Source organism: Parabacteroides goldsteinii DSM 19448 = WAL 12034 (genome assembly GCF_000969835.1).
GTDB lineage: Bacteria > Bacteroidota > Bacteroidia > Bacteroidales > Tannerellaceae > Parabacteroides > Parabacteroides goldsteinii.
Window position 1 is genome coordinate 202,865 of the sequence record NZ_KQ033913.1, and the last position, 22,937, is coordinate 225,801.

The following is a 22,937-nucleotide window of genomic DNA, read 5'->3' on the forward strand; positions in this document are numbered from 1 at the left end:
ATTTTTTTTGAAAAATATTCGTTGTATCACTAATCATAAAAACCTTATCTTTGCCGCATGAAACAGACAGATGAATTCCGGAGATTTGTAAAAGAACATGCAGGCGATGATTTGACTCGTCTTCTGCTGAGTGCATCCCGTTATCCTTCAATCGATGTTCCTTTTGCAGTAGACCAGATTGCATCCCGGCGGCAGATTAAGGAAAAGCTGCCTCTATGGTATGCAAACGACGATTTGTTATTTCCTTCAAAGATATCGGCAGAGCAATGTTCATCTGAACAGACGGCTTCCTATAAACAGCGTTTGGTGAAGGAAGATGAAACCCTGTGCGACCTGACTGGTGGTCTGGGAATTGACAGTTATTACTTCTCCCGGAAAGTCCGCCAAGTAACTTATATAGAACGTTTCCCTGCTTATTGCGAGGCTGCCCGTAATAATTTTTCAGCATTGGGTGTCGACAATATAACGGTTATGGAAGGGGATAGCACAATGTTAATATCCCAACTGCCCCGAACCGATGTTTTTTATATTGACCCGGCCCGTCGCGGCGAAGGAAATAAACGGGTTTTTGCTTTGCAGGATTGTGAACCCGACCTGCCGGCCTTGTTGCCGGAACTCTTCCGCCATGCGCCGAAAGTGATTGCAAAGTTATCTCCTATGGCCGATATACGGTTGGCATTGGAGCTTTTACCCGGAACTGTGGAAGTCCATGTGTTGTCGGTAAAGAACGAATGTAAGGAACTGCTTTTTGTTGTGGAAAGAGATGCGTCCGTAACTTCTCCGGTTATTCATTGCATTAATTATACAGGCAATGGGGAGGAAGAATCTTTTATTTTTACTTTGCAGGATGAGAGTCGGGAAGAGTTACATCTGTCCGGTCAGGTAAAAAACTATCTCTATGAACCCAATTCCTCATTGCTGAAAGCCGGTGCCTTTAAAAGTACCGCTACCCGTTTCGGATTGGAAAAGTTGCATACGAGCAGCCATCTGTATACTTCTGATACAGGAGTAGCTGTTTTTCCGGGCAGGAGTTTTGTCGTAGAGGAGGTATTCCCTTTTACCGGGAAACTCTGCAAAGGAATATCCGGACAAATACCCCGTGCAAATATCACTGTCCGTAATTTCCCTCTGTCCGTAGAAGAATTGCGTAAACGCACAAAGATCATGGATGGTGGAGATGTATATCTTTTTGCTACAATCCAGGCTGACAATAGTAAAATTTTGGTAAAATGTAGAAAGTTTTAGTATCATCAGTATTTCAAATCCTTTGTTCTCCGGATTTTATCCCTATATTTGCGGCGATAAATCAAATACATGAAATGATACAAAAAGATTCTTACACTTCTGCGCAGTTGACCGCGATGGTTGTACTGCGATTATTCATTGGCTGGCATTTTGCCTACGAAGGACTGGTGAAGATCCTGAATCCCAAATGGACATCGCTTCCTTACCTCCTCGATTCCAAAGGTTTTATGTCTGACTTTTTCGCCGGATTGGCTAGTGATCCGGCCATGATGAACATGGTTAATGCGCTGAACGAATGGGCGCTGTTGTTAATCGGTCTCGGACTGATTACCGGTGCTTTCAGCAAACTCTCTTCTATCGGGGCGATGATATTGCTTGCATTTTATTACCTTTCCCATCCTTCGTTTATCGGGGCACAATATATGATGCCGTTCGAAGGGTCTTATCTGTGGATAGACAAGAATCTGGTAGAGATGGCGGCGCTGGCTGTATTGCTGGTTTTTCCCACCTCTCATATTATCGGGCTGGACCGCTATCTGAAAAAAGCGATTCCCTTATTGTCTAAACTCAAATTAATGTAATATCATGGCAACAGAAAACAATAATAATACTCCGAAAGAAAATCAGGGGCCTCAGTCTGAAGGACGTCGTAATGCCCTGAAGGCGTTGGCTACCATTCCGGTATTGGGGGCACTGGGTTATGGTGTCTACAAGAAACAGACGTACGACAAAAAGTCGAAAAGTCTGGGTAGTGCCTTTAAGTTTGATAAAGAACATTATATGATTCCTGCCCAGCCGGACGGGAAAAAGATTCGTATCGGAATGATCGGTTTCGGTATCCGCGGCAAGCAGCTGATGCGTGCAGCCGGTTTTGCCGAACCTTCCTGGATCGACGGCCTGATTGAAGGGGCGAAGAACGATAGCAAGGACAAGCGTTACGAGCAGTTCCAGGAGCAGGATGATTTGAATATCGAAGTAACCGGCGTATGCGATATCTTCGATGTGTATGGTGAAGCGGCTGTTTTGGCGGCATCCAATATTCATCGCGAAGGTTCGAACGGAAAGTTCGGTAAACGCCCGAAACGTTACAGAACATATAAAGAATTGCTGGCGGCCGATGACATCGACGCAGTTATTATCGCTACTCCCGACCATTGGCACAGTACGATGGCGATGGAAGCAGCTAAAGCCGGAAAGCATGTCTATGTGGAAAAACCGTTGTCGTGGACAGTTCCTGAGACTTATCAGGTGCGCCAGGTGGTAAAAGAAACCGGCATCGTTTTCCAGCTGGGGCATCAGGGACGTCAGACCGACAGTTATATCCGTGCCAAGGAGATCATCGACAAAGGCCTGATCGGCAAAGTATCGCTGATCGAAGTATGTACCAACCGTAACGACCCGAACGGGGCGTGGGTATATCCGCTGATAGACGGCGCTTCTCCCGACACAATCGACTGGAAACAGTTCGAAGGACCGGAAGAACGCATCAAGGAATATACCGATTATATGACAGCGAACAACCTGCAACGGTATATCGGTCCTGATCCCCGTGATAAATTCAGCCTGGAACGTTTCTTCCGCTGGCGTTGCTGGTGGGATTACAGTACCGGTTTGAGCGGTGACTTGCTGACACACGAGTACGATGCGATCAATCAGATATTCGGAGTGGGTATTCCTCATTCGGCTACTTCGTCGGGTGGTGTCTATTACTTCAAGGACGGACGTACGGTACCTGACGTCTTGCAGACTACTTTCGAGTTCCCCGACCGGGATATGACGATGTTGTACAGTGCGACATTGGCTAGCAACCGTCCGCGTGGAAAGGTCATTATGGGACATGATGCCCAGATGGAATTGTCCAATACGATTACGCTGAAGGCGGATCCGGCGTCCGAAATTTACAAGGAGAAGATGGACAAGGGGATCATCAAACCGAACGAACCGTTCTACACCTATGTGCCGGGACAGAATTCGGTGGATGCTATTACGTCGCCAACTGAATTATATTTTGCCCAGCGCGGTTTGCTTTACACCTATGTAAGCGGTAAACGTTACGACACGACCCACCTGCATATTCGTGAATGGCTGGAATGTATCCGTCAGAATAAACAGCCGAGCTGTAATATTGATGCCGCATTCCAGGAAGCGATGACTGCCCATATGGGAACACATGCTTATCTGGAAGGACGTACGATGTACTGGGATAAAGAGAAAGAAGAAATTGTGAAAGGATAATCGATACGGATTATATTATGGGGAGGGGGAATGAAAGTTCCCCCTTTTTTATGTAAATAACATAATGATTAACTGTGCCGATATCACCCTGATAAACATGGATAAAGGATAGACCGTGGCATAGGCAACCGATGGTTCGTCGCCTTCGACCGTTGTATTGGCATAGGTCAGGGCCATGGGGTTTGCCATACTGCCGCAGAGCATCCCGACGTTGTGCGCATAGTCGAGTTTGAAGAACTGGGAAGCGATGAAACCGACAATCAGGACAGGGACAATCGTCAGCAGAAAACCTAGTCCGACCCATAAAGCCCCTTCCGCCCGGAATACGGTCTCGAAGAAATGGGCTCCTGAATCAATCCCAAGCCCGGCCAGATAGATGACGATACCTAATTGGCGTAGCATCAGGTTGGCACTCATGGTCGTATAAGTAGTCAGATGGAAACGTGGACCGAAAGCACCCATCAGGATACCGACAATAATGGGGCCGCCGGCAATACCCAATTTGATTGGTGTAGTCATCCCCGGCAACATGATCGGCAGGGACCCCAGCAGAACCCCCAGTGAGATACCGATAAATACCGCCAGCAGATTCGGGTTATCCAGGCGTTTGATCTCGTCGCCTAGTATTTTACCAACATTGTTGACTGCATTCTTTTCACCGACGATCGTCAGGCGGTCGCCAATCTGCAGATGGAGGGCCGAGTCGGCAACCAGGTCGATACCGGCACGGTTCACACGGGTGATATTGATGCCGTACAGGTTACGTAGTCGGAGCGAACCGAGCTTTACGCCGTTTACCCGGTTGCGGGTAACGACGATGCGGCGGGATATCAGTTGCGAGTCGATTGCATTCCAGTCGATATCTTCTTTGTTCCAGTCGACGTTTTCCTGTTCTCCGAAAAGCACTTTGATGGTTTCGACATCTGATTTATGGGAAATAATCAGCAGATGGTCGTCTTCATGCAGTACGGTGTCGGAGGTAGGGATACTTACTTTTCCGTTACGCCACACGCGGGAAATCACAAAATGTTTCTCCGTCAGCTTCATAATATCTTTGATGCTTTTATCGTAGATAGCTGGGTTGCTGATATGGAATTCGGTGATGTTGGGTTTGGTATTATGTTTTTCTTTATCGTCCGCCAGGTTCTTGTCTCCGAACACTTTTTTCAGTAGGATAATAGCCAGGATAACCCCTACGACTCCCAAAGGATAGGCAACGGCACAAGCCAGTGCCATATCGGTCACTTCCTTGTAATCGGCCGGTTCTACCTGTAATAAAGCCTGTTGCGCAGCACCCAGAGCCGGTGTGTTGGTAACGGCTCCGCAAAGCAGGCCGACCATATTCGGCAACGAAACACCGGTCGTCCAATGGAAAGCAAGAGCCATGAGCAATCCCAGCAGGATGACACCCAATCCCATCATGTTCATGGCTACTCCGCCTTTCTTTAAAGAGGAGAAGAAACCCGGACCGACCTGTAACCCTAAAGAGTAGACAAACAGAATCAGACCGAAGCTCTGTGCGAAGTTCAGCATGTCTTTATTGACAACTATCCCGAAATGTCCGGCCAGAATCCCGGCAAAGAACACGAAGGTGATACCCAGTGATATACCGAATATCTTCTGTCTTCCCAAGAATAATCCCACGGCCGAAACCAGCGAGATAACTATAACAGCCTGCAACATCGTCGGCTCTAAAAAAGCTTCCTGCAACCAATTCATAAGAGAGTTTTTTGTTGAGACTGCAAAGATAGGGGTTAATTTTGAATTACCGACTGTCAAGAACATGGAAGGCGCAGATTCATGTATTTTGTCAACATGAGTCTGCGCTTGTTTTTTTGTAACAACTTTATTTGATACGGATTTTTTGTATGCTGATGTTTTGATTGTGAATGATTCTGGCAATGTACACTCCCGGGTGAAGTGAGTAGGTTTGTATTGTGTGCAAGTTGTGTCGATCAAAAAAGATCATTTGTCCGGTAATACTATATAGAGATATACTGCTCTCTTCTGTCGATCCGGAAATATAGATATCTTCTCCCTGCCGAACGATCGTTGGATACAGTTGGACTGTTTCTTTCTGAGTCTTCCCAGTGGAAACGGGGGGCGTTATTATGACTGGTATGGCTCTGATTATGTCTCCTTCCCGATTACATACTTTGACAGTGATATCACCGGGACTGGTTCCAGTCAAAACACCTTGCTGGTCGATGGTTGCACAACCTTGTCCGTTCTGTACGCCGAAGACAACTGATGGGCTGGCATGGGTTGGTGTGACGAATTCTCCAATCCTGAACTGATGTTTTGTTCCTAAAAGGAGTTCGGATATTGGGTTGAGTATCTCACAATCCAGAAGCCGTAAGTTTTGTTCTTTTACTGTTATATGTTTTATGAGAGCATTGAAATCTCCAGCATCAGATTTAATGTTGGAAAGTAAGATATTCCAGCAGCCAATTCTTTCGATCCGGGGAGAGACAACTTGGTTCGGAGGTGTTCTCTGGTGGAATAGGCAGGTCATTATACGGTTTTCCGGCTCATTATCAAAATTTATTGTGTGATAGTTTCCATAGATGGGGATCATAGGTGTATGTAGTTCCGTTTTTCGGTTACTTTGTAAAGTAAATGTGAGATCATAAGCTGTTTCTTCATTCGGACAATAGGGAATCACAAGATTACTGGAAGTACCTTTGATTGGAAAGGAAGTTCTTCCGGATTCATCAGCGGGGAAAAGATTTCCATCCCAGTCCCCGTCGTCAGCACGACATATTTTTACATCGTCTATCCAGTATAGGGTATATGGGGCAGCTGTTGCAAACTGGAATGCCAGCTTGTATTTCCAGTCAGCCTTGTCAAGAGGTCCGGTGATAAAAGTATATTCCCGGACTTCCGGAGTAACGGAAATACTCCCTTTTAACCGATCGTCATCATATTCACTTTTGAAAGATTCTGGTCTTATTTCAATTACAGGAGGTATATAGTCGCCATGATCCGAACAGAATTCCAGTTTGAGTTGCTCTTTTCTGGAGCACATGGCTTTGAAACAGATCTTATATTTTGCATTTTTTTCCACAGGGAATAATACGTACAGCATGGCATCATGCGAATGGCTACCTGGTTGATCGACAGAGATTAGTGCAGAAGCAGAACCGGAAATCGGCGTATCTTTATCAATATAGTAATTAACGTTGATATTGGGTTCACAGGTTGTGTACCAATGTTTTAAACCTTCCTCAAAACAACTGTTGGCAATCAGGTTCCTCTTTATTTGCTGAGCACTACCAAAAGTAGAAATCAGTATTGTGAAACAGGTAAGCAGGATGGATATTCTCATAATGATATGGTTTAAAATGATTATCGTTGTTACGTTGCTTTTAGGTCAAATCAAAAGCAACGTAACAAAATTCAGATTGATCCTTTAGATTATTCCCCGAAATAATCCGAAATCTCCTTATTTACTTCAGTAAACTCTTTTTCATTGAATTTACGAGACTTACGGTCGAAAGTGACAAGTCCGTTACTTTCGCGGAACACATCTGTTGTCTGGCAATAAACAGCGGCTGAGGCACCTTTTCCGATCTCTGTTTTCAGCAGGTTCATAGCATTGATATATTTATTGGTCTGATCAATATATTCTTGTCTCAGTTTGGCCGGATCGTGAACTCCGGTCGGAGCATACCAATCATGTCCGATGATCTGAAATCCGCATGGACCGTATTCACCGATCACGTTTACTTTATTAGGGTTGAACAGGCGGAGTTCCGGTCCCGGATAATAATGTGTGTCGAGAACTTCTCCGGCATCAGCATAAAGGTTACCTCCCGAAGCGGCGTTGACGGTGCGGGAAGGATCGTACTTTTTAGTCCAGTCTGCAATTGCTTTCGTACAAAACTGTCCCCAGGCTTCATTGAAAGGAACCCACATAACAATGGAAGGGTAGGAGTAAAGAAAGTCCATTATTTCTTTCCATTCTTTGCAGTAAGTCGCCATGTCCTCAGCCGGGAGGTTGACATCCCGTCCGTTGAAGTAATTCCAGGGAACCCATTCCGGAGATTTTTCCCCTTTGTCGTAGTCGCAACTCGGCATGTCTTGCCAGACCAGGATACCAATCCGGTCGCAGTGGGTGTACCAACGCGCAGGTTCGACTTTTACATGTTTGCGTATCATGTTGAAACCTAATTCTTTGGTCTTTTTTATATCATAAACCAATGCTTCGTCACTTGGTGCAGTATAGAGACCGTCAGGCCACCAGCCCTGATCCAACGGACCGTTGTGGAAGATCATTTTGTTGTTCAGTTGCAGGCGCAGTAAACCTTGGGCATCCCGTCCGATGGATACCTTACGCATTGCGCAGTAGCTTTTTATCTGATCCACCTTTTTCCCGTTGTGATACAGTTCTATCTCCACGTCATACAAAAAGGGAGAATCGGGTGACCAGAGTTTGGGCGATGGAATGTTGATTTGGATAGATTGCCGGAAAGTAGCTTGGCTGGAGATGATATCAGTTGTGCTGAACGGTAACATTACTGCTTCATATTCTATTTGACCAGCGGTAACTGTTTGTTCGCAGACCAGGCTCTTTCCGTCTGATATCTTAAACGTTATGCGATCGGCTTCTGTTGTATTTTTACTTTCGATGTTGACATGTAATGTTTGGGTATCAATATCCGGTACCATTTTCAGGTTCGTAATATGTTGATCGTTTACAGGTTCCAGCCATACTGTTTGCCATATTCCGGTTACAGGAGGATACCACCACATGCCTATTTCTACTTTTCCGTCATTACGTTGTTTTCCTTTGGGGATAAAAGCGCTGGATGTTGGGTCCCATACTCGTACGACCAGTTTCTGTTCACCAGACTTTTTCAGATAGGGAGTAATATCAAAAGAGAACGGAGTACTTCCGCCGGTGTGTCTTCCTATTTTTATATCGTTAAGGTAGACATCGGCTTGCCAGTCTACTGCTCCGAAATTGAGAAGTAGCTTTTTCCCTTTCCAGTCGGTTGGAACACTGAAAGTCCGATGGTACCAGAGGGATTTATCCGGACCGATCTCTTTCCCAACACCAGACAAACTAGACTCGATAGCGAAAGGAACCAGTATTTTCCCATCGAAAGTGGCAGGGATGTTGTTCTCCTCTTTAGTGGATAAGGTATAATCCCATAATCCGTTCAGATTTAGCCAGTTTTCCCGTTCCATGATAGGACGAGGATATTCGGGTAATACATGTTGAGGATCGAGATTTTCTCCCCAGGGGGTGATAATGTTATTGGTTGCCGGTTTCCATTGGGCTGATGCGATTAGGCTGCCACAGACCAGCAAGGCAGATAAATATATTTTTTTCATTTTGTATGTAGTTGAGAATTAAATTAATAATAGATAGTACAGAACAGCTTGTCGCTGTCTTTGCAGACGAGCTGTTCTGTAGGAAGTATGCAGATCAGGGTTTGAATATGGGACTGTTAATTCCTTGTTTCGTCAAGCTCCCACCCTGGTGACTGTATCAGACTTGGACGACATTTATCGATTTCGTTCTGAGGTATAGGCCACAAGTAATGCTTGTTTTCGAATATTCTCTTTTCTACAGTTATTCTTTCATAGAATGCTTCATCACGTATGCTTGTTCCTGCATTGATATTCATTCCGTGTATCCATGATCCGTCAGTCTGTGGACTGATTTTCCAGCGACGACAGTCATAATACCGTTGTGATTCGAAGGCCATCTCGATCCGTTTTTCATGACGGATTTTTTCACGCATTTCATCCTGACTCAGACCTTTCGGCAGGTCAGGCAGACCGGCACGGTTTCTGATAGTGTTTAGGTAAGGATACGCTTTTGAAGGACCTTCATATTCGTTGATCGCTTCGGCATAATTGAGGTATTGTTCACCCAGACGGAAAATGATCCAGGTATAGAGTGATTTTCCGTTTCCGGTAGGCAAGTCGTAATTTTCGTCAGATGCTTTACGAACCAGATAACCGGTTTTAGTATAATCGGGCCCTGTTGTTTTTCCATCTTTTCCTCCTGGCCAGAATTCTATCCGACGACCTTTCCACATGGCACCGTTGTAATTGACACTGGCGTAGAAACGAGGTTCACGGTCTACATACATATTATAGATATTGTCCGGATAGTACCCGTTTGGATCTGCTTTTGTACTGAACCCTTTTTCCATATATCCCGAAGCCGGGTTGATAATGGGAGTTCCGTCGCCATTGTAACCCAGTATGGGACGTTCGCCGTTTGCCATATGATAAGAATCGACCATTTCCTGTGTCAGGCAGTAACCGCTCCATCCTCCCATGCCGTTTGGATTCATATAAGACTCGTGCAACCAGTTGTCCTCCATATTCTGGGCAAACAAGACCTCGCTGTTCCAACGTTTTAGAAACAGGTTCTGGTATGATTTCATTGGATCATTTTCTCTGTAGAGTGCATATCCGGCTCCTTCGCATTGATTAATACATGCCAGTGCAGCATCGGCTGCTTGTTTCCACAGTTCTTTGTCGGTACTTGTCGGGATTAGTTGTGTCCCGTCAGTATTTTTGAAATTCGCATAATCGGTATTCCCATTGAACAAAGGACTGGCTGCATACAGTAATGTTCTTGCTTTCAGAGCCAGGGCAGCAGCTTTGGTCGCCCGCCCGTATTGATTGGATGTCGCCTGCATGGGTATCGGAGTGTTCAGGGCCCTGTCACAATCTTCTGTGATAAAGCGAACACAATCACCGACTGGCTTTCTTTCTATAGCAGAAGCGTTGTTAACATCAAAACTTTGATCAGCGAGAGGAATCGGTCCGTACATGCGGAATAAATAGAAGTGGTAGAGAGCACGCAGGAAATAAGCTTCTCCGATCCAGGTATCTTTAGCTTCCTGATCCATCGGTGTTTTATCTATATTTTCCAAAAAAATATTGGTAATACGGATACCTTCCCAATAGATTTTCCAATTTTCAAAAGTTGTTGTGCTGGGGTTCCAGCTACCTTCGTTCAGTTTGTTACAGTATGGGTAGGTCCAGGTGATCTCCAACTCGTCGGAAGCTCCTCCGGCAAAACCGGCATTATCAGCCTGGTAACATTCCCTGCTCATGTGTGTGTAAGCAGATGTTAAAAACTTTTCTGCATAATTTCTGCTTTCAAAAACCTCCTGTAGAGTCATGTCTTCGTCAGGGGTTTTTTCTAAGTAATCTGCACAGGAACAAAGCAGTATAAACAATAGTGAACTATAAATATATTTTCTCATAACATTCTTATATTGTTGATTAAAAATTAACTTGTAATCCCACATTGAAGGTCCGGGAAGTAGGGTAAGCTCCTGTTCCACTATTGGTACCGTCGTTAGATTCCGGATCAACGATCTTGATCTTATCCCAGCTATATAGGTTTAGGCCGTTGACGAAGAAACGCAGATTGTCGATGTTGATCTTTCGTGTCAGTTTCTTGTCAAGGGTATATCCTATCTCTGCATTTTTCAGTTTCAGGTATGTGCCGTCGCGCATATACAGGGTAGAGGTCTGGAAGTTGTTCTCGTTTTTGTTGTCGGTAATGGCTGGATATTTGGCAGTACCGGCAGTCTCCGGTGTCCAGCGATTCTCATAATATTCACGCAGGATATTGGATGATCCTTCTCCGTCCATGGATGGCCAGATGGTCAGCCCTGCAAGGAAGAGACTGGTACGGGTAGCTCCGGTAAAAAATATACTGGCATCGAATCCTTTATAAGAGATTGTACCTCCAAATCCATACATGATTTCCGGCATGCGCGGATAGCCGATTGCTACCCGGTCGTAACTGTCGATAACGCCGTCATTGTTGATATCTTTGTACTTAATATCACCGGGCCTGACTTTTTCCTGGAAAGTTTGTTTCGGGCTGTTGGCAATCTCTTCGTCATCTTTGAACAAGCCTAGTGCAATTAGGCCGAATGGTTGGTCGATCGGATGTCCCCGGCTGTCCAGATAATCGTATTTAGGTAGCGGAGTATCGTTTTCTATGATTTCGTTGTGTGCATAAGAAAAGTTAGCACGCAAGGAGTAGAACACTCCGGAGGTCGTTTGATTTTTGAACTCCAGTGCTCCGTCGACACCATAGTTTTTGGCTTTACCCAGATTGCCCTGTGGTATCGAATTACCCAGATATCCATAGATATCGGGGATGCGCTGGCGCTCGATCAGGATGCCTTTTCGTTTTTCCGAGAAAGCATCGACCTGCAAAGATAGTTTATTGAAAAAGGATATGTCGAATCCAACATTTGCTTTGGTAGCTGTTTCCCAGGTAACATCGGAAGTTCCGATCTGTCCTTCCTGAATTCCTTGATACCAGTTAAAGGTTTGTCCGAACGGATAGCTGGGACCATTTTTGTCGATTGTTGTCAAATATAGAAAACGGCGGGCATTGTTGGAGATGTCATTCCCGACTTTACCGATAGACCCTCTGATCTTCAGGTTATCAATGAATGATGCTTTCCAGAAAGCTTCGTTTGAGAGTACCCAGCCTGCTGATATAGACGGGAAAAAACCATAACGTTTTCCTTTGGGGAACTGTTCCGAACCGTTATACCCGAAATTGAATTCGGTCAGGTAGCGGTGGTCATAGTCATATGTGAAGCGTCCGGCAAGTCCCTGTCGACGATAAGGGAGATTCAGAATAGAACTACTGGCATTTATGTCAACATAATCGCGGCGGTTGTATAGCAACATGGCGGATACATTATGTATTTTATTAAATGCCCGGTCGTAATTCAGCGATGCTTCCGAATACAATGCGCGGTTAGAGCTATTTCCGGAACTGTAGGTCATTGGTGTTGCTTCACGTAATACCGTATATTGATCATTGCCATTTTCATCTTTTCCCAAATACTGTTTTACTTCAAACACTTTTGAACGAGTGTTCCATGCATCCGAATAATAATCGTAGGAGAAACGTCCACTGAGTGATAAACCTTTGCTCACGAGTTCCGATAGGTCCCATTTAACGCCGAATGTGCTCTGTAAGGTATTCCGGTTGTTTACCTTATATCCGGACTGTGTCATCACAGCCCACGGATTGGAACCAAGAAAAGACATGATGCCTCCCACGGAACCATCCGGATTTTGTTTCGGAAACGCTAACGGAGGAGTTGCACGCAGATTATAATAGATATCATATTGTCCCATGTTCGGATAGTTTCCTTTCTGAATGATACCACCAATACCCAGGTCGATGAGGAAGTGTTTTGTCAGGTTGATTTCTATGCGTGACCGGAAGTTATAGCGATCTACCCGTACATTGGTATTATAGTTGTTTTCGCTGTCAGTTTTATACAATCCTCCCAATGTAGTGTAGCCGGCATTGACGAAATAGCGGACAATCTCAGAACCTCCGGTGACGTTCATGTTGGTGATGTTCTGGAATGTATTCTTTTTCAGGATTTCATTAACCCAGTCTACATTCGGATGCAGATAAGGATCGCTGCCATCAGCATACAGAGCGATATCCGTATCCGTATAGCGGGCTGGCTTACCTACATTAGCACGCCCTTCGTTGATCAATCCTGCATATTCAGCGCTGTTGATGTATTCCGGTAATCTCAGGGCTTGTACAGCAGCGAACTCTGTACGGATCGAAACTTTCGGTTTGCCTATCTCTCCGCGCTTGGTTGTGATCAGGATTACACCATTGGCGCCCTTCACTCCATAAACGGCTGTGGCGGAAGCATCTTTCAGGATGGAAATACTTTCGATTTCTTCCGTATTGATATTGTTCATATCACGTTCGATACCATCGACAAGGATTAGCGGATTGCGGTTTACCCAAGAAGCTATACCCCGGATATAAACGCTTGCCTGATCGTAACCAGGTTCACCGGTTGCCTGGCGAGTAATGATTCCTGGCAACTGGCCACCCAATGTATTTGACAGTGAAGGAGTGGCTGCTTTCTTAATCTCTCCTACGGAGATGTTGGATACGGAACCTACTACACTTACTTTTTTTTGTGTTCCGTATCCGACAACGACAACTTCTTCCAATTGTCCGACATCTTCCGACATCACGACATTGACGATTTCCCGGCTACCTATTGTTTCTTCCTTAGCTACAAAACCGATATAGGAAAATACCAATATGGCATATTTGTCAGGAACGGAGATCGAATAGCTGCCGTCGATATCAGAAATTGTTCCGTTGGTTGTTCCTTTCTGTTGGATTGAGACACCGGCAAGCGGCTGGCCGTTAAAGTCAGTCACGTTACCTTTTACTTTGATTCCCCGGTTTTCCTGTTCAATCTGGGATGTGGTTGTTTTCATCTTTACATAAACTTGCTTCCCCGAAACGGAAAAAGTAATGTTCGTACCCCTGAAAAGTTCCGTTAGGACCTGATTTATTGTTCCTTTCTGGATATCGATTGTTACTTTCCGGTTGAGGTCGATATGCGTGGGGTAGAAGAATACATATTCGCTGTTGTTTTCGATGACTGAGAATATGTTTTTGATACTCTCTTCATTGACATTCACTGTCAGAAGCTGGCTTTGTACATTGATCTGTAAAATACTGGCCGAAAGACTATTCCCGAAGAGAAGGAATAAAACGAGGACGATTGTCCAGTGTATTTGCTTTACTTTAACTATTTTATGATACGATTTTTCTCTATTTTCCATACATTTGTATCGATTTATCAGTTATACATTATTTATTTAATGTGTGCTTAAATGAAGTCGGGGGATATTGGTCGTATAGCCCGACTTTTTTTATGTGTTTTTTATCCCATGATATTTCCTCCTTTCTTTATTTACAATTAATACTATATTTATTATTCTCGTCTTTTGTGTATTCTATGTTAGTGAGTCCTTTCATGCCGTCCAGTAATTCATCGAAACTTTGTTTCAGGTCAAGCTTACCTGAGTAGCGGGTACTGCTTTTACCGTTAAATTCGATCTGTATGCCGTAGTATCTGGAAAGACCATCCAATACTTCATCTAGTGATTTGTCGTTATAAATATAAAGACCATGTATCCAGGATATGAAATTATAAGTATCTACCTGGCTAACACGTGCTTTGTGATTATTTACTTCATACATCTGGTTAGGGGAAAGGGCGACTTCTTCATTTTCCGGATTACGATTATCGACTGCAACTGAACCGGAAACCAAGACGATTCTTTCGAGTGTTTCATCCGAATAAGACATAACATTAAATTTAGTCCCCAATACACGCACATCCAGATTTCTGGTTTTTACAAAGAAAGGTCGTTCCTTATCAGGGGTAACTTCGATATAAATTTCTCCATTGACAAAAATCTCTCTCTTATCTTTCTGGAATTCTTTGGGATAGATAACCTGGGTACCTGCATTTAGCCATATTTTCGACCCATCGGCGAGGATCAGGGTTGATCGTTTTCCCTTTGGAGTTACTAATTGGTTGTAAACAAATGTTTCTTCTTGTGAGATAACTTCTTCCTTATCATCTTTTTGTACTGTAATGACTTTGTTTTGATTACTATAAGAGATAGTTGCTTCATCTTCTTTCATGCGGACTTGCTTCTTATCGGAAAGAATCAGAACTGATTCATCTTCGGTTACGGGAACTGTATGGGTGGTCTGCAAGGCGAATGAAAGAATACTGTCGTCTTTGGCTTTATCTTGATCATAAATCCAGTAGGCGAAAAAGAGGATAACAGCCACAGAGGCTGCGATCTGAATGAATTTCCAAGGGCTGTGGAGAGTTTTTCTGATGGGAACATGTGAGAATGTATCATCGGATATCTGTTTCCATAATAAGGATATTTCCTCTTTTGTCAATGCTTTTTCTGCAATTTCTTCATTCAGTTTGTCTATATATTTGCATGCATCTTCAAATTCTTTCGGATTTTTGAATGTCTGTTTTGCTTTTTCCCAGAAAGCTATAGATTCATCCGAAGGTGTTTTCATGGATTCCAGGAAATATGGATCCTGAAGAAAATCTTCATATTTGAATTTGATATATTTGTTCTGTTCCATGGCATTATTTTGCTTTATTTTAGAACAGGACGGATGAAGTATTTTTATATACTCATTTATTTCGGGAAAAAATAAAATAATTTTTATTTCTCAGATCAGCAGATAGAGAAGGCTGGAATTCCGGATTTTAGTGAGGGCGCGTTGGATCAGGTTGACCACGGATTGATAGTTCATATCCATTAGTTCGCAAATGTCTTTGATATCCATGCCCTCTATAAAGCGATAAAATATGGCTTTGCGCTGTCTCAGTGTCAGTACAGACATCAAATCTTTTACTTTTTGTTGTGCAAGGAAAGCCTCTTCGCGATCTAAAAACTCATCTTCAGCGCTGGCCGTTTTATTCTCTAATGGTTGAAGATTGTCTGTTGTAGCTATTTTTGAATTCTTTCTGAATTCGTCGATCAAGATATTTTTCAGGAGGACGAACAGGTAAATTTTTACGTTTTTTATCTCACTAATGTTATTCCGCCCGTTGTATAGTTTAACAAAAAGGTCATGAATGGAATCTTTTACCAGCTCCCGGTCGGAAGTAAATTGTAGACCGTATAAAAAGAGACTTTGGACATATTTTTGATAGACTTCGGAAAAAGCCTCATTGTCTCCCGCCAGAAAGCGGTTCCATATAAGTTTGTCATTTTCAACTATCTCCATTTTTACAGGTCATAATTATGAGTTATTAACAGGGATTGCAAAGATAAGGGTTTAATTTTGATAATATCAAATAAGGGGCAATTGGAAAATGTGGTAAATGTTTTTATTAACTGATAATCGGTAAAGGGGAGAAAATTAATCCCCCGGCATCTGTAAAATGACGGGGGAAATCATAGTTTCAGTGTTTTTTATATACACTTTGTTTTTTGGGTTAAGGTAAAAACTCTGTTTAGAACAGCCGGACCTCTAATCTCTTTTCCGGACTGATAATCATATTCTCGACCAGGTAAGACACCGATTGGTTGCTGTTTGCTTTAGGTTGTATGACAAGTATCGTTTCTCCAGCGGGTATCTCGATTGTTTCCGGATAACCGTTTGCATTTTTATCTGTTTTCCGGAGGAGGAAGGGGACATCCGTATGGTTCACAATACTCCGGTATGAACGTTCGGGGGTGGAGTGGTGGACCGGTTTCATTTCGACGGAAGCCTCGAAGAACTTTTGCAGTAAATCTTCTTTTCCCATCAGAGTGTCATAGAACCATATCAGGGTACGGCGGTCGAAAAGAGCTTCGCGGATTCCTTCTTCCGTGCGGTCTTTCGACAGGACAAGCGTCATCGGACGGTGGCTGGTGGTGCGGAAATCATATAAGCGTTCGATGACGTCGTGTACATCGGTGTTGCAAAGTAAGGTCAGGTTCTTTTCGTTTACCCAGTTCAGGGCGACCGGATACCATTCAAATTCGTTGAATACTTCGATGCCGTTCAGCCAGCCTTTCTGGTAGAGCGTTTCGTGTACGTCGTGCCATAGGATAGAGTCGACACCCCATCCCGGATGATTCCATTGGATGAAGGCACCCTGGTTGTGGGCTTCTTCGATTGCTTTCATGTAATCTTTCTGGTCGAGCGCATTTACATCTTTGACAAACAGGGCGTTCAGATGTCCGGGAGGCATCGAGCGAGTGATTTCGCCCCCTTTTATCAGGATGATTTCCCGGCGGTCCGCTTCCTCTTTTGCCAGGTCGAAGGAATAATTATGATTTCCTTTTTCTACACCGGGACGCGCCGGCTGCCCTTCGATATGGTCGGTGATGGCGATGGCGTCGAGACCTTCTTCCCAGGCTTCCTGTATCCGCAATGTCGGCCATACGATGCCGTCGGAGAAGATTGTATGGATATGGAAATCACATTTCAACAGGTTATATCCGTCTATTTCGGGTAACCGGATTTCCTTGCGTGCCTTCACTCGCTCTTTTCCTACTTTTATTTGTTTGGGTAGCGCATCCTGTGCATGGCTACATACGCTTACCGCCATGAATGATAAGGCGATTAATACATTTGTCGTTTTCATATATTTTTGTTTTTAGTATTATTATCTTATGTCTATGTATCACTTGTTTTATTCCCACCCGAACAACTGCGGAGCCAATGCCGGATTCAGGTCGACCTCGTGTTTCGGGACGGGGCGGTAATAGAATTTGGGTTCCTGGAAGGTACCCATGTCTTTAATCGTCAGGATATTTCCTTTTGTCCCTTCGGCCAGGTAAACAGTCGCATTCGTGTCATCGATTGTGCCGGTTTTGTAATATACCAGCTTTTTACCCAGCGAATTGGTTTCCTTATCCGCTTCGGCGGGGATATCCTGTGAGGAAGGAATCAGGTAAATATCTTCTACACCGTCGCCTGTCAGGTCGAATTTGCCTAAGGAAGGGAAGTAGAGGCCTTCGGGTTCTTTTTCCAGTAATTTGCCGGATTTCCAGCGCATCAGGTCATCGTAGCGGAAACCTTCGAGGGCCAGTTCGACACGACGTTCGCGGCGTATCTCCTGTAAGGTGGAAGAGATGCCAGGGAAGGCTTTCTGCATGACCGGATCGGCTGCCGGATTCAATTTCAGGGCAGGGATGCCGGCACGCGAACGGAGGCGGTTGATTGTTTTATCCAAATCGTCCTGGGTTAATTCACCCAGTTCGGCACGGGCTTCGGCATAGGTCAGTAGTACTTCGGCGTAACGCAGTACAGGGTAATCGATGCCCAGGTAATAATCCTCGTCCTTATTATTGATGAAACCTTTGATTTGGTGGTAGCCGGAGAAGTTCTTGTTCAGATTCTGCACATAGATGCCGGCTCCCGGGGCATAGGTCATCGTGTTGATCAGTTCCCATCCCGGCCAGGCGAGTGTCTGCCACATACGCGGGTCGCGGTTCTGAAATTCTTCCACGAACTGTTTGGTTTCATAACCCGGCTGGGCGGAGTAGTAGGTACCATCTTTCATCAGGTAAGATTGTACCAGATCTTTGGTCGGGCAAGGGATATAATTACCGAACATGAAAGCCCAGAAGCCATTCCCTTTTATCTTTCTGTCGAAATAAGTGGCCAGAATGATTTCCGGATTGCTGCTCAGGTCGGGGCTTTCAAACAAGGTGTGGTAATCGTTATCCGTATCGCCGGTCGTATAGATACTGAAGCCTCCTTCGTTCATGATTTGGAGAGCGGCATCAGCGGCTATTTTCAGATAGGTGTTGGCTGAACCCTGCAAATTCAGTTCGTCGTGATATTTGCGATAGGTACCTTCGTACAGCGCATGGCGTGCCATATAGGTGAGGACTACCCATTTATCCACGGCGCCTGTCTCCTGGCCGGTCTTCACGTGCTCGGCGGCAAACCGGTAGTCTTCAAATATCTTCTGGATGACAACGTCGCGGGAGTCACGAGGTTTGTACAAGTCTTCGTCTGAGGTAGTCAGCGTTTTGTCGTACCAGGGCACGTCGGAGAAACGTTTTACCTTGTCCATATAGAAACGGGCCCGGAAGAAGCGGGCTACTCCCTGGTAATGGGCAAGCACGTCTTCGGCTACGGTAGCCTTTTCGCAGTTATCGAGGAAAAGATTGATTGTGCGTAATTTCTCCCAGTCCCATCCGGAACTCACCGTTGTCGAATTGGCGTTGGTCGAAATCATGATGTTCTTTACTTCCACAACGTCTGTCGTTGCCTGGTTGTCGGTTCCGGCATCGGCTGTGTAATTGTTGAAGTTTGGGAAGTCGTACAGGTTGTAACAATACATTTTCAAGTCCTGCTCCGTATTGAAGTAACTGTCTACGCCAATCTCCGTCTGCGGATGGCGTTCCATAAAATTGTCGTTGCAGGAGGCAGATGCGAGGCACGTAAGAAGCGTTGCCAGGTAATATAACTCTTTTTTCATTGTTGCTTTTTTTGATGATTAGAATGTGACATTGACGCCGAATGAGTATTGGCGGTTGAACGGATAGACATAACCGTAGTTGGATGCGTCGGTAACGGCTTCGGGGTCGAAATATTTCTTCAGAGCACTCCATTCGAAGATGTTATCGCCGCTGACGAATACGCGTACCCGGCTCAGATGCGCCTTCCGGGTCCATTCGGACGGCAGGGTATATCCCAGCGTGATATTCTTGATACGCAGGTAAGCGCCGTTCAGCAGATAGTTGGTCTGCGGGATAGCCAATCCCATTGACTGGTCGATATCGGTACCCAGGTTCTTGTCGGCGAGCCATGACTGGAGCACCGGATAACGGGCATTCAGATTCTGGTTTGCCAGCCCGGCATTGATATAGGACTGTGAGTGTTTGGCCATATCCACATCGCTGTCGGTTGTCGGGCGGTAGAAGTCGAACAGGTGTTCGGGGCCGCCGGCATACGGCTGCTGGTAGAATCCCCAATAGAGGTAACTCATCGGATAATAATCGCGTTTGGCAATCCCCTGGAAGAAGGCCGACAGGTCGAATCCGTTCCATTCGGCATTCAGGTTGAACCCGAAGCGGAAGCGGGGAGAAGAGTTTCCAATGACACTCAGGTCGCCCGGGTCACCTACGGTGACGCTTCCCTTGGTGATTTTCTTGTCACCGTTCAGGTCCTTATATTTCGGCCATCCGTTGACGATTTCCAGAGCGCCCCAGGGGATGATGGACGACTGGTCGAGGTTCTTGATTTCATCTTCACTCCGGAAGAAACCGTCGCTTTGCAATCCCCATATTTCGCCCAGTTCCTGTCCTTGGTAATATTGGGTAAGGCTCCCGTTCGGGTTGTCGAATCGGGTAATCCACGAACGGTTATCCGAGAGCATGAATTTGACACCCCAGTTGAACGGTTTGCCGTCCAGCTGGAACTGGTCGCGGTAGCCGACTGTCAGCTCCCAACCGGTTGTTTTCATGTCGGCGGCATTCTCTTTCGGTTCGCTGGCGCCGAGTACGCCCGGAAGTTCTTTACCCAGCGTAAGCATTCCTTTGGTGTCGCGGCGGTACACATCGACAGTGGCTGTCAGTTTATTATCCAGGAAAGCCAGGTCGAGACCTCCGTTCAGGGTACGCACTTCCTCCCAGGTGTAATCCGGAGAGACCAGCGAAGGAGGGGTTACCACCTGCTGTAATTTGCCATTGATGATGTAATTACCCAGTTGCGAACTCATGGCCGGGATATAACCGTATTCCCCGACAAGCTGGTTACCCAGCGAACCGTATGAAGCGCGCACCTTCAACTGGCTGACGGTCGAAAGGAAAGATTCGAAGAACGGTTCGGCATCCACGCGCCAGGCAGCGGAAGCAGAAGGAAAGAACCCGAAACGTTTTTCCTTTGGGAAACGGGATGTTCCGTCGTAACGCCCGTTCACTTCGAAGATATAACGGTTGTCATACGTATAGTTGGCACGGAAGAAAAGCCCGCGGATGGCCCAGTCGGCATATTGCTCGCTGACGAATTGGTCGCCCGACGACAGTCCGATGGACGGGAGTGAGGTCGAGATGATTCCTTCGCGTTCGGCTTTGTACCAGTTCCAGCGGTTGTATTCCTGGTTGAAACCGAGGATACCGGTCACATAATGTTTGTCGAAAGCCTTGTTGAAGGTCGCAAACAGTTCCAGTACGCTGTAATAATCGTTGGTCGTGCTTTTGTAGGCTTTGCTGTCTCCCAGCTCGCGGATATCGTTCGGCCCGTATCCGATTACATATTTGTTTTTGAACCAGTCGTAATCTTCGTTTCCTTTCATGAAAGTGAAGTTGGCGTTTACCGTCAGCATCTTTTCCCAGAAAGACATCTCGGCGGAGAACGTACTTTGCAGGCGGTTGTATTGGGTCGTTTCTTCGCCGCCGTCTACCAGCTGGGCCATGGCGATACCGGCGGCATTGTTTGCCCAGGTTCCGTCCGGGTTCTTGTCCCAGTCGGTGGGAGCCAGGTCGTAGAAGATGCTCATGTTCGAGTCGCCGTTCCCTTTCTGGCGGATGCCGTTACTGTCGATATAGGGTTCGCCGCGGCTGGAAAGATAACTCGGTTTGATGCGGTTGGTGGCGACAAACGAAGTATTGTTCGAGAGCGTCAGCCAGTCCCATATTTTATAACTGACCTTGGCCCGCATACTGTAACGGCGGTAGTTGTCATTCTTTACGATACCGGCCAGGATACCGTTCTCATCGTCCACACCGCCGGAAAGGTAGAACTTTGTTTTCTCGGTGGCGCCGGAGACTGATAGCTGGTGTGTATTGCTGAATGTATTCTTATCCAGGAAATAACGTGTCCAGTCGCGGTTTCCCATATATTCCCACTGTGTTTCGTCGAGCGGGTTGAGGCGCACCGGGTCGGTCCCGTCAGGATTGTCGGAGCGCTGGCGTGCCCATTCCAGGCGTTCGTCGCTGGCGACGTGGCCGGAACTCCAGGGAGTGTTGAGTACGGCGATGTTTTTCAGTTTCAGGTAGATATAAGGGTCGGAAGTTTTGTTAGGGAGGATAGAGGGGCGTTTCCAGGCAAAGTTGTTATTGTAGCTTACCTGGATGCGGTCGCTGCTACCCTGTTTCGTGGTTATCAGGATGACACCGAAGGCGGCACGCGCCCCGTAGATGGCTGCGGAGGAGGCATCTTTCAGCACCGAAAGGGTTTCGATGTCTTCCGGGAGCAACCGGTTCAGTTCTTCGGCATCCGAGGCGACACCGTCTATCAGGATCAGCGGGCTGCCACCGTTGATGGAGGCTTCTCCACGGATATTGATTTTAGCGGCCTGTCCCGGTTCACCGCTGGTGAAGTCGATGTTCAGGTTGGGGACCATCCCCTGCAAACCTTTTGAAATGTTCGTGATTGGGCGGGCTTCCAGTTGCTTGGCATTAATCTGGTCTACGGAACCGGAGAGGTTCACCTTGCGTTGCACGCCGTAGCCGACAACGACCACTTCTTCCAGTTTCTCGGAGTCGTCTTCCAGCACGACATTGAAAGTCGTTTTGCCGTTGACTACGATGTTCTGTGGTTTGTAACCGATGTAACTAACCGATAATACGGCGTCGGAGGGAACTGCCAGGCTGAAATTTCCGTCGACGTCGGTAATCGTTCCGTTACCGCTGGCTTTTTCGAGAACGGTCGCTCCGATCAGTGGTTCGCCGGTCGCATCGGTAACGGTACCGTTCACCTGTATCTTCGTTCGAACCTGCTGGGAGATTGTTACCGGAATGTCATTCTTTGCAGTTACGGTAAAAGGGGTAAATAAGCTGCAAGCCAATAATCCGGCCGGGAGTAGGAGTACACGCCCTACACGCGAGTCAGAAGTAAAATTTGTCATAAATTTGTTCCTTTTTGTTGCTGCAAAAGTAGGGTACCCGGATTACGAACCGGTTACTGCTATTTTTCATTACCAAGACAATTCCATAACTTCTCGGTTACAGAACTAAATGCCTGTGAGATAGCTGGATTTGTCTGCCGGGATGCAACCGTTTACCCGGCAGACAGAACTGATTACCTCCCGAGCCACTGGCGTTTTCATCCGATCTTCTTTGTGTTTCACAGCTGTGATACAAAAGAAATCCATCTGTGAAACAAACGGAATCCAACT

At 45.8% G+C, this 22,937-nt stretch carries 13 protein-coding genes; 3 read left to right on the plus strand and 10 right to left on the minus strand.

The genetic code is table 11. The annotated features are described in order from the left end of the window. The first annotated feature begins 57 nt into the window (after positions 1-57). From HMPREF1535_RS13990 to HMPREF1535_RS14000, 3 genes are all read left to right on the plus strand, one after another. On the plus strand, positions 58-1,245 hold the full coding sequence (locus HMPREF1535_RS13990) for a THUMP-like domain-containing protein (protein WP_046146633.1): 1,188 nt from the start codon (positions 58-60) through the stop codon (positions 1,243-1,245). A 74-nt stretch (positions 1,246-1,319) separates the two neighbouring features. Continuing rightward, entirely contained in the window at positions 1,320-1,826 is a 507-nt protein-coding gene (locus HMPREF1535_RS13995; protein WP_007652543.1) for a DoxX family membrane protein, read from the plus strand. 4 nt (positions 1,827-1,830) lie between these two features. After that, on the plus strand, positions 1,831-3,480 hold the full coding sequence (locus HMPREF1535_RS14000; protein WP_010800037.1) for a Gfo/Idh/MocA family oxidoreductase: 1,650 nt from the start codon (positions 1,831-1,833) through the stop codon (positions 3,478-3,480). 48 nt (positions 3,481-3,528) lie between these two features. Here the strand turns inward: HMPREF1535_RS14000 and HMPREF1535_RS14005 are convergent, their stop codons facing one another. From HMPREF1535_RS14005 to HMPREF1535_RS14050, 10 genes are all read right to left on the minus strand, one after another. Continuing rightward, entirely contained in the window at positions 3,529-5,199 is a 1,671-nt protein-coding gene (locus tag HMPREF1535_RS14005; RefSeq protein WP_046146634.1) for a putative transporter, read from the minus strand. Positions 5,200-5,326: 127 nt separating this feature from the next. After that, positions 5,327-6,808 (minus strand): T9SS type A sorting domain-containing protein, encoded by a 1,482-nt coding sequence (locus HMPREF1535_RS14010; RefSeq protein ID WP_046146635.1) that lies wholly within the window; start codon positions 6,806-6,808, stop codon positions 5,327-5,329. An 89-nt stretch (positions 6,809-6,897) separates the two neighbouring features. After that, positions 6,898-8,820 carry a glycoside hydrolase family 2 protein gene (locus tag HMPREF1535_RS14015; protein WP_046146636.1) on the minus strand — a complete coding sequence of 641 codons (1,923 nt, stop codon included), beginning with the start codon at positions 8,818-8,820 and terminating at the stop codon, positions 6,898-6,900. Between the two features lie 116 nt (positions 8,821-8,936). Continuing rightward, on the minus strand, positions 8,937-10,763 hold the full coding sequence (locus HMPREF1535_RS14020) for a RagB/SusD family nutrient uptake outer membrane protein (protein WP_316246735.1): 1,827 nt from the start codon (positions 10,761-10,763) through the stop codon (positions 8,937-8,939). Beyond that, positions 10,738-14,109, minus strand: a complete 3,372-nt coding sequence (locus HMPREF1535_RS14025) for a TonB-dependent receptor (RefSeq protein WP_046146637.1) — start codon at positions 14,107-14,109, stop codon at positions 10,738-10,740. The genes HMPREF1535_RS14020 and HMPREF1535_RS14025 overlap by 26 nt, the downstream gene beginning before the upstream one ends. A gap of 127 nt (positions 14,110-14,236) precedes the next feature. After that, positions 14,237-15,448 (minus strand): FecR family protein, encoded by a 1,212-nt coding sequence (locus tag HMPREF1535_RS14030; protein ID WP_046146638.1) that lies wholly within the window; start codon positions 15,446-15,448, stop codon positions 14,237-14,239. 90 nt (positions 15,449-15,538) lie between these two features. After that, the gene (locus HMPREF1535_RS14035; protein WP_046146639.1) at positions 15,539-16,099 is read right to left on the minus strand and encodes an RNA polymerase sigma factor; all 561 of its coding nucleotides are present in this window, start codon (positions 16,097-16,099) and stop codon (positions 15,539-15,541) included. Positions 16,100-16,328: 229 nt separating this feature from the next. Then, positions 16,329-17,447: an Sb-PDE family phosphodiesterase gene (locus tag HMPREF1535_RS14040; protein WP_046146640.1), complete on the minus strand. Its 1,119-nt coding sequence runs from the start codon at positions 17,445-17,447 to the stop codon at positions 16,329-16,331. Positions 17,448-17,495: 48 nt separating this feature from the next. Further along, complete coding sequence (locus HMPREF1535_RS14045) at positions 17,496-19,295, minus strand: RagB/SusD family nutrient uptake outer membrane protein (protein ID WP_007652558.1); 1,800 nt, start codon at positions 19,293-19,295, stop codon at positions 17,496-17,498. Positions 19,296-19,313: 18 nt separating this feature from the next. Next, a complete protein-coding gene (locus HMPREF1535_RS14050; protein ID WP_046146641.1) occupies positions 19,314-22,667 on the minus strand; it encodes a SusC/RagA family TonB-linked outer membrane protein in 3,354 nt (1,117 codons plus the stop codon). Positions 22,668-22,937 lie beyond the last annotated feature (270 nt).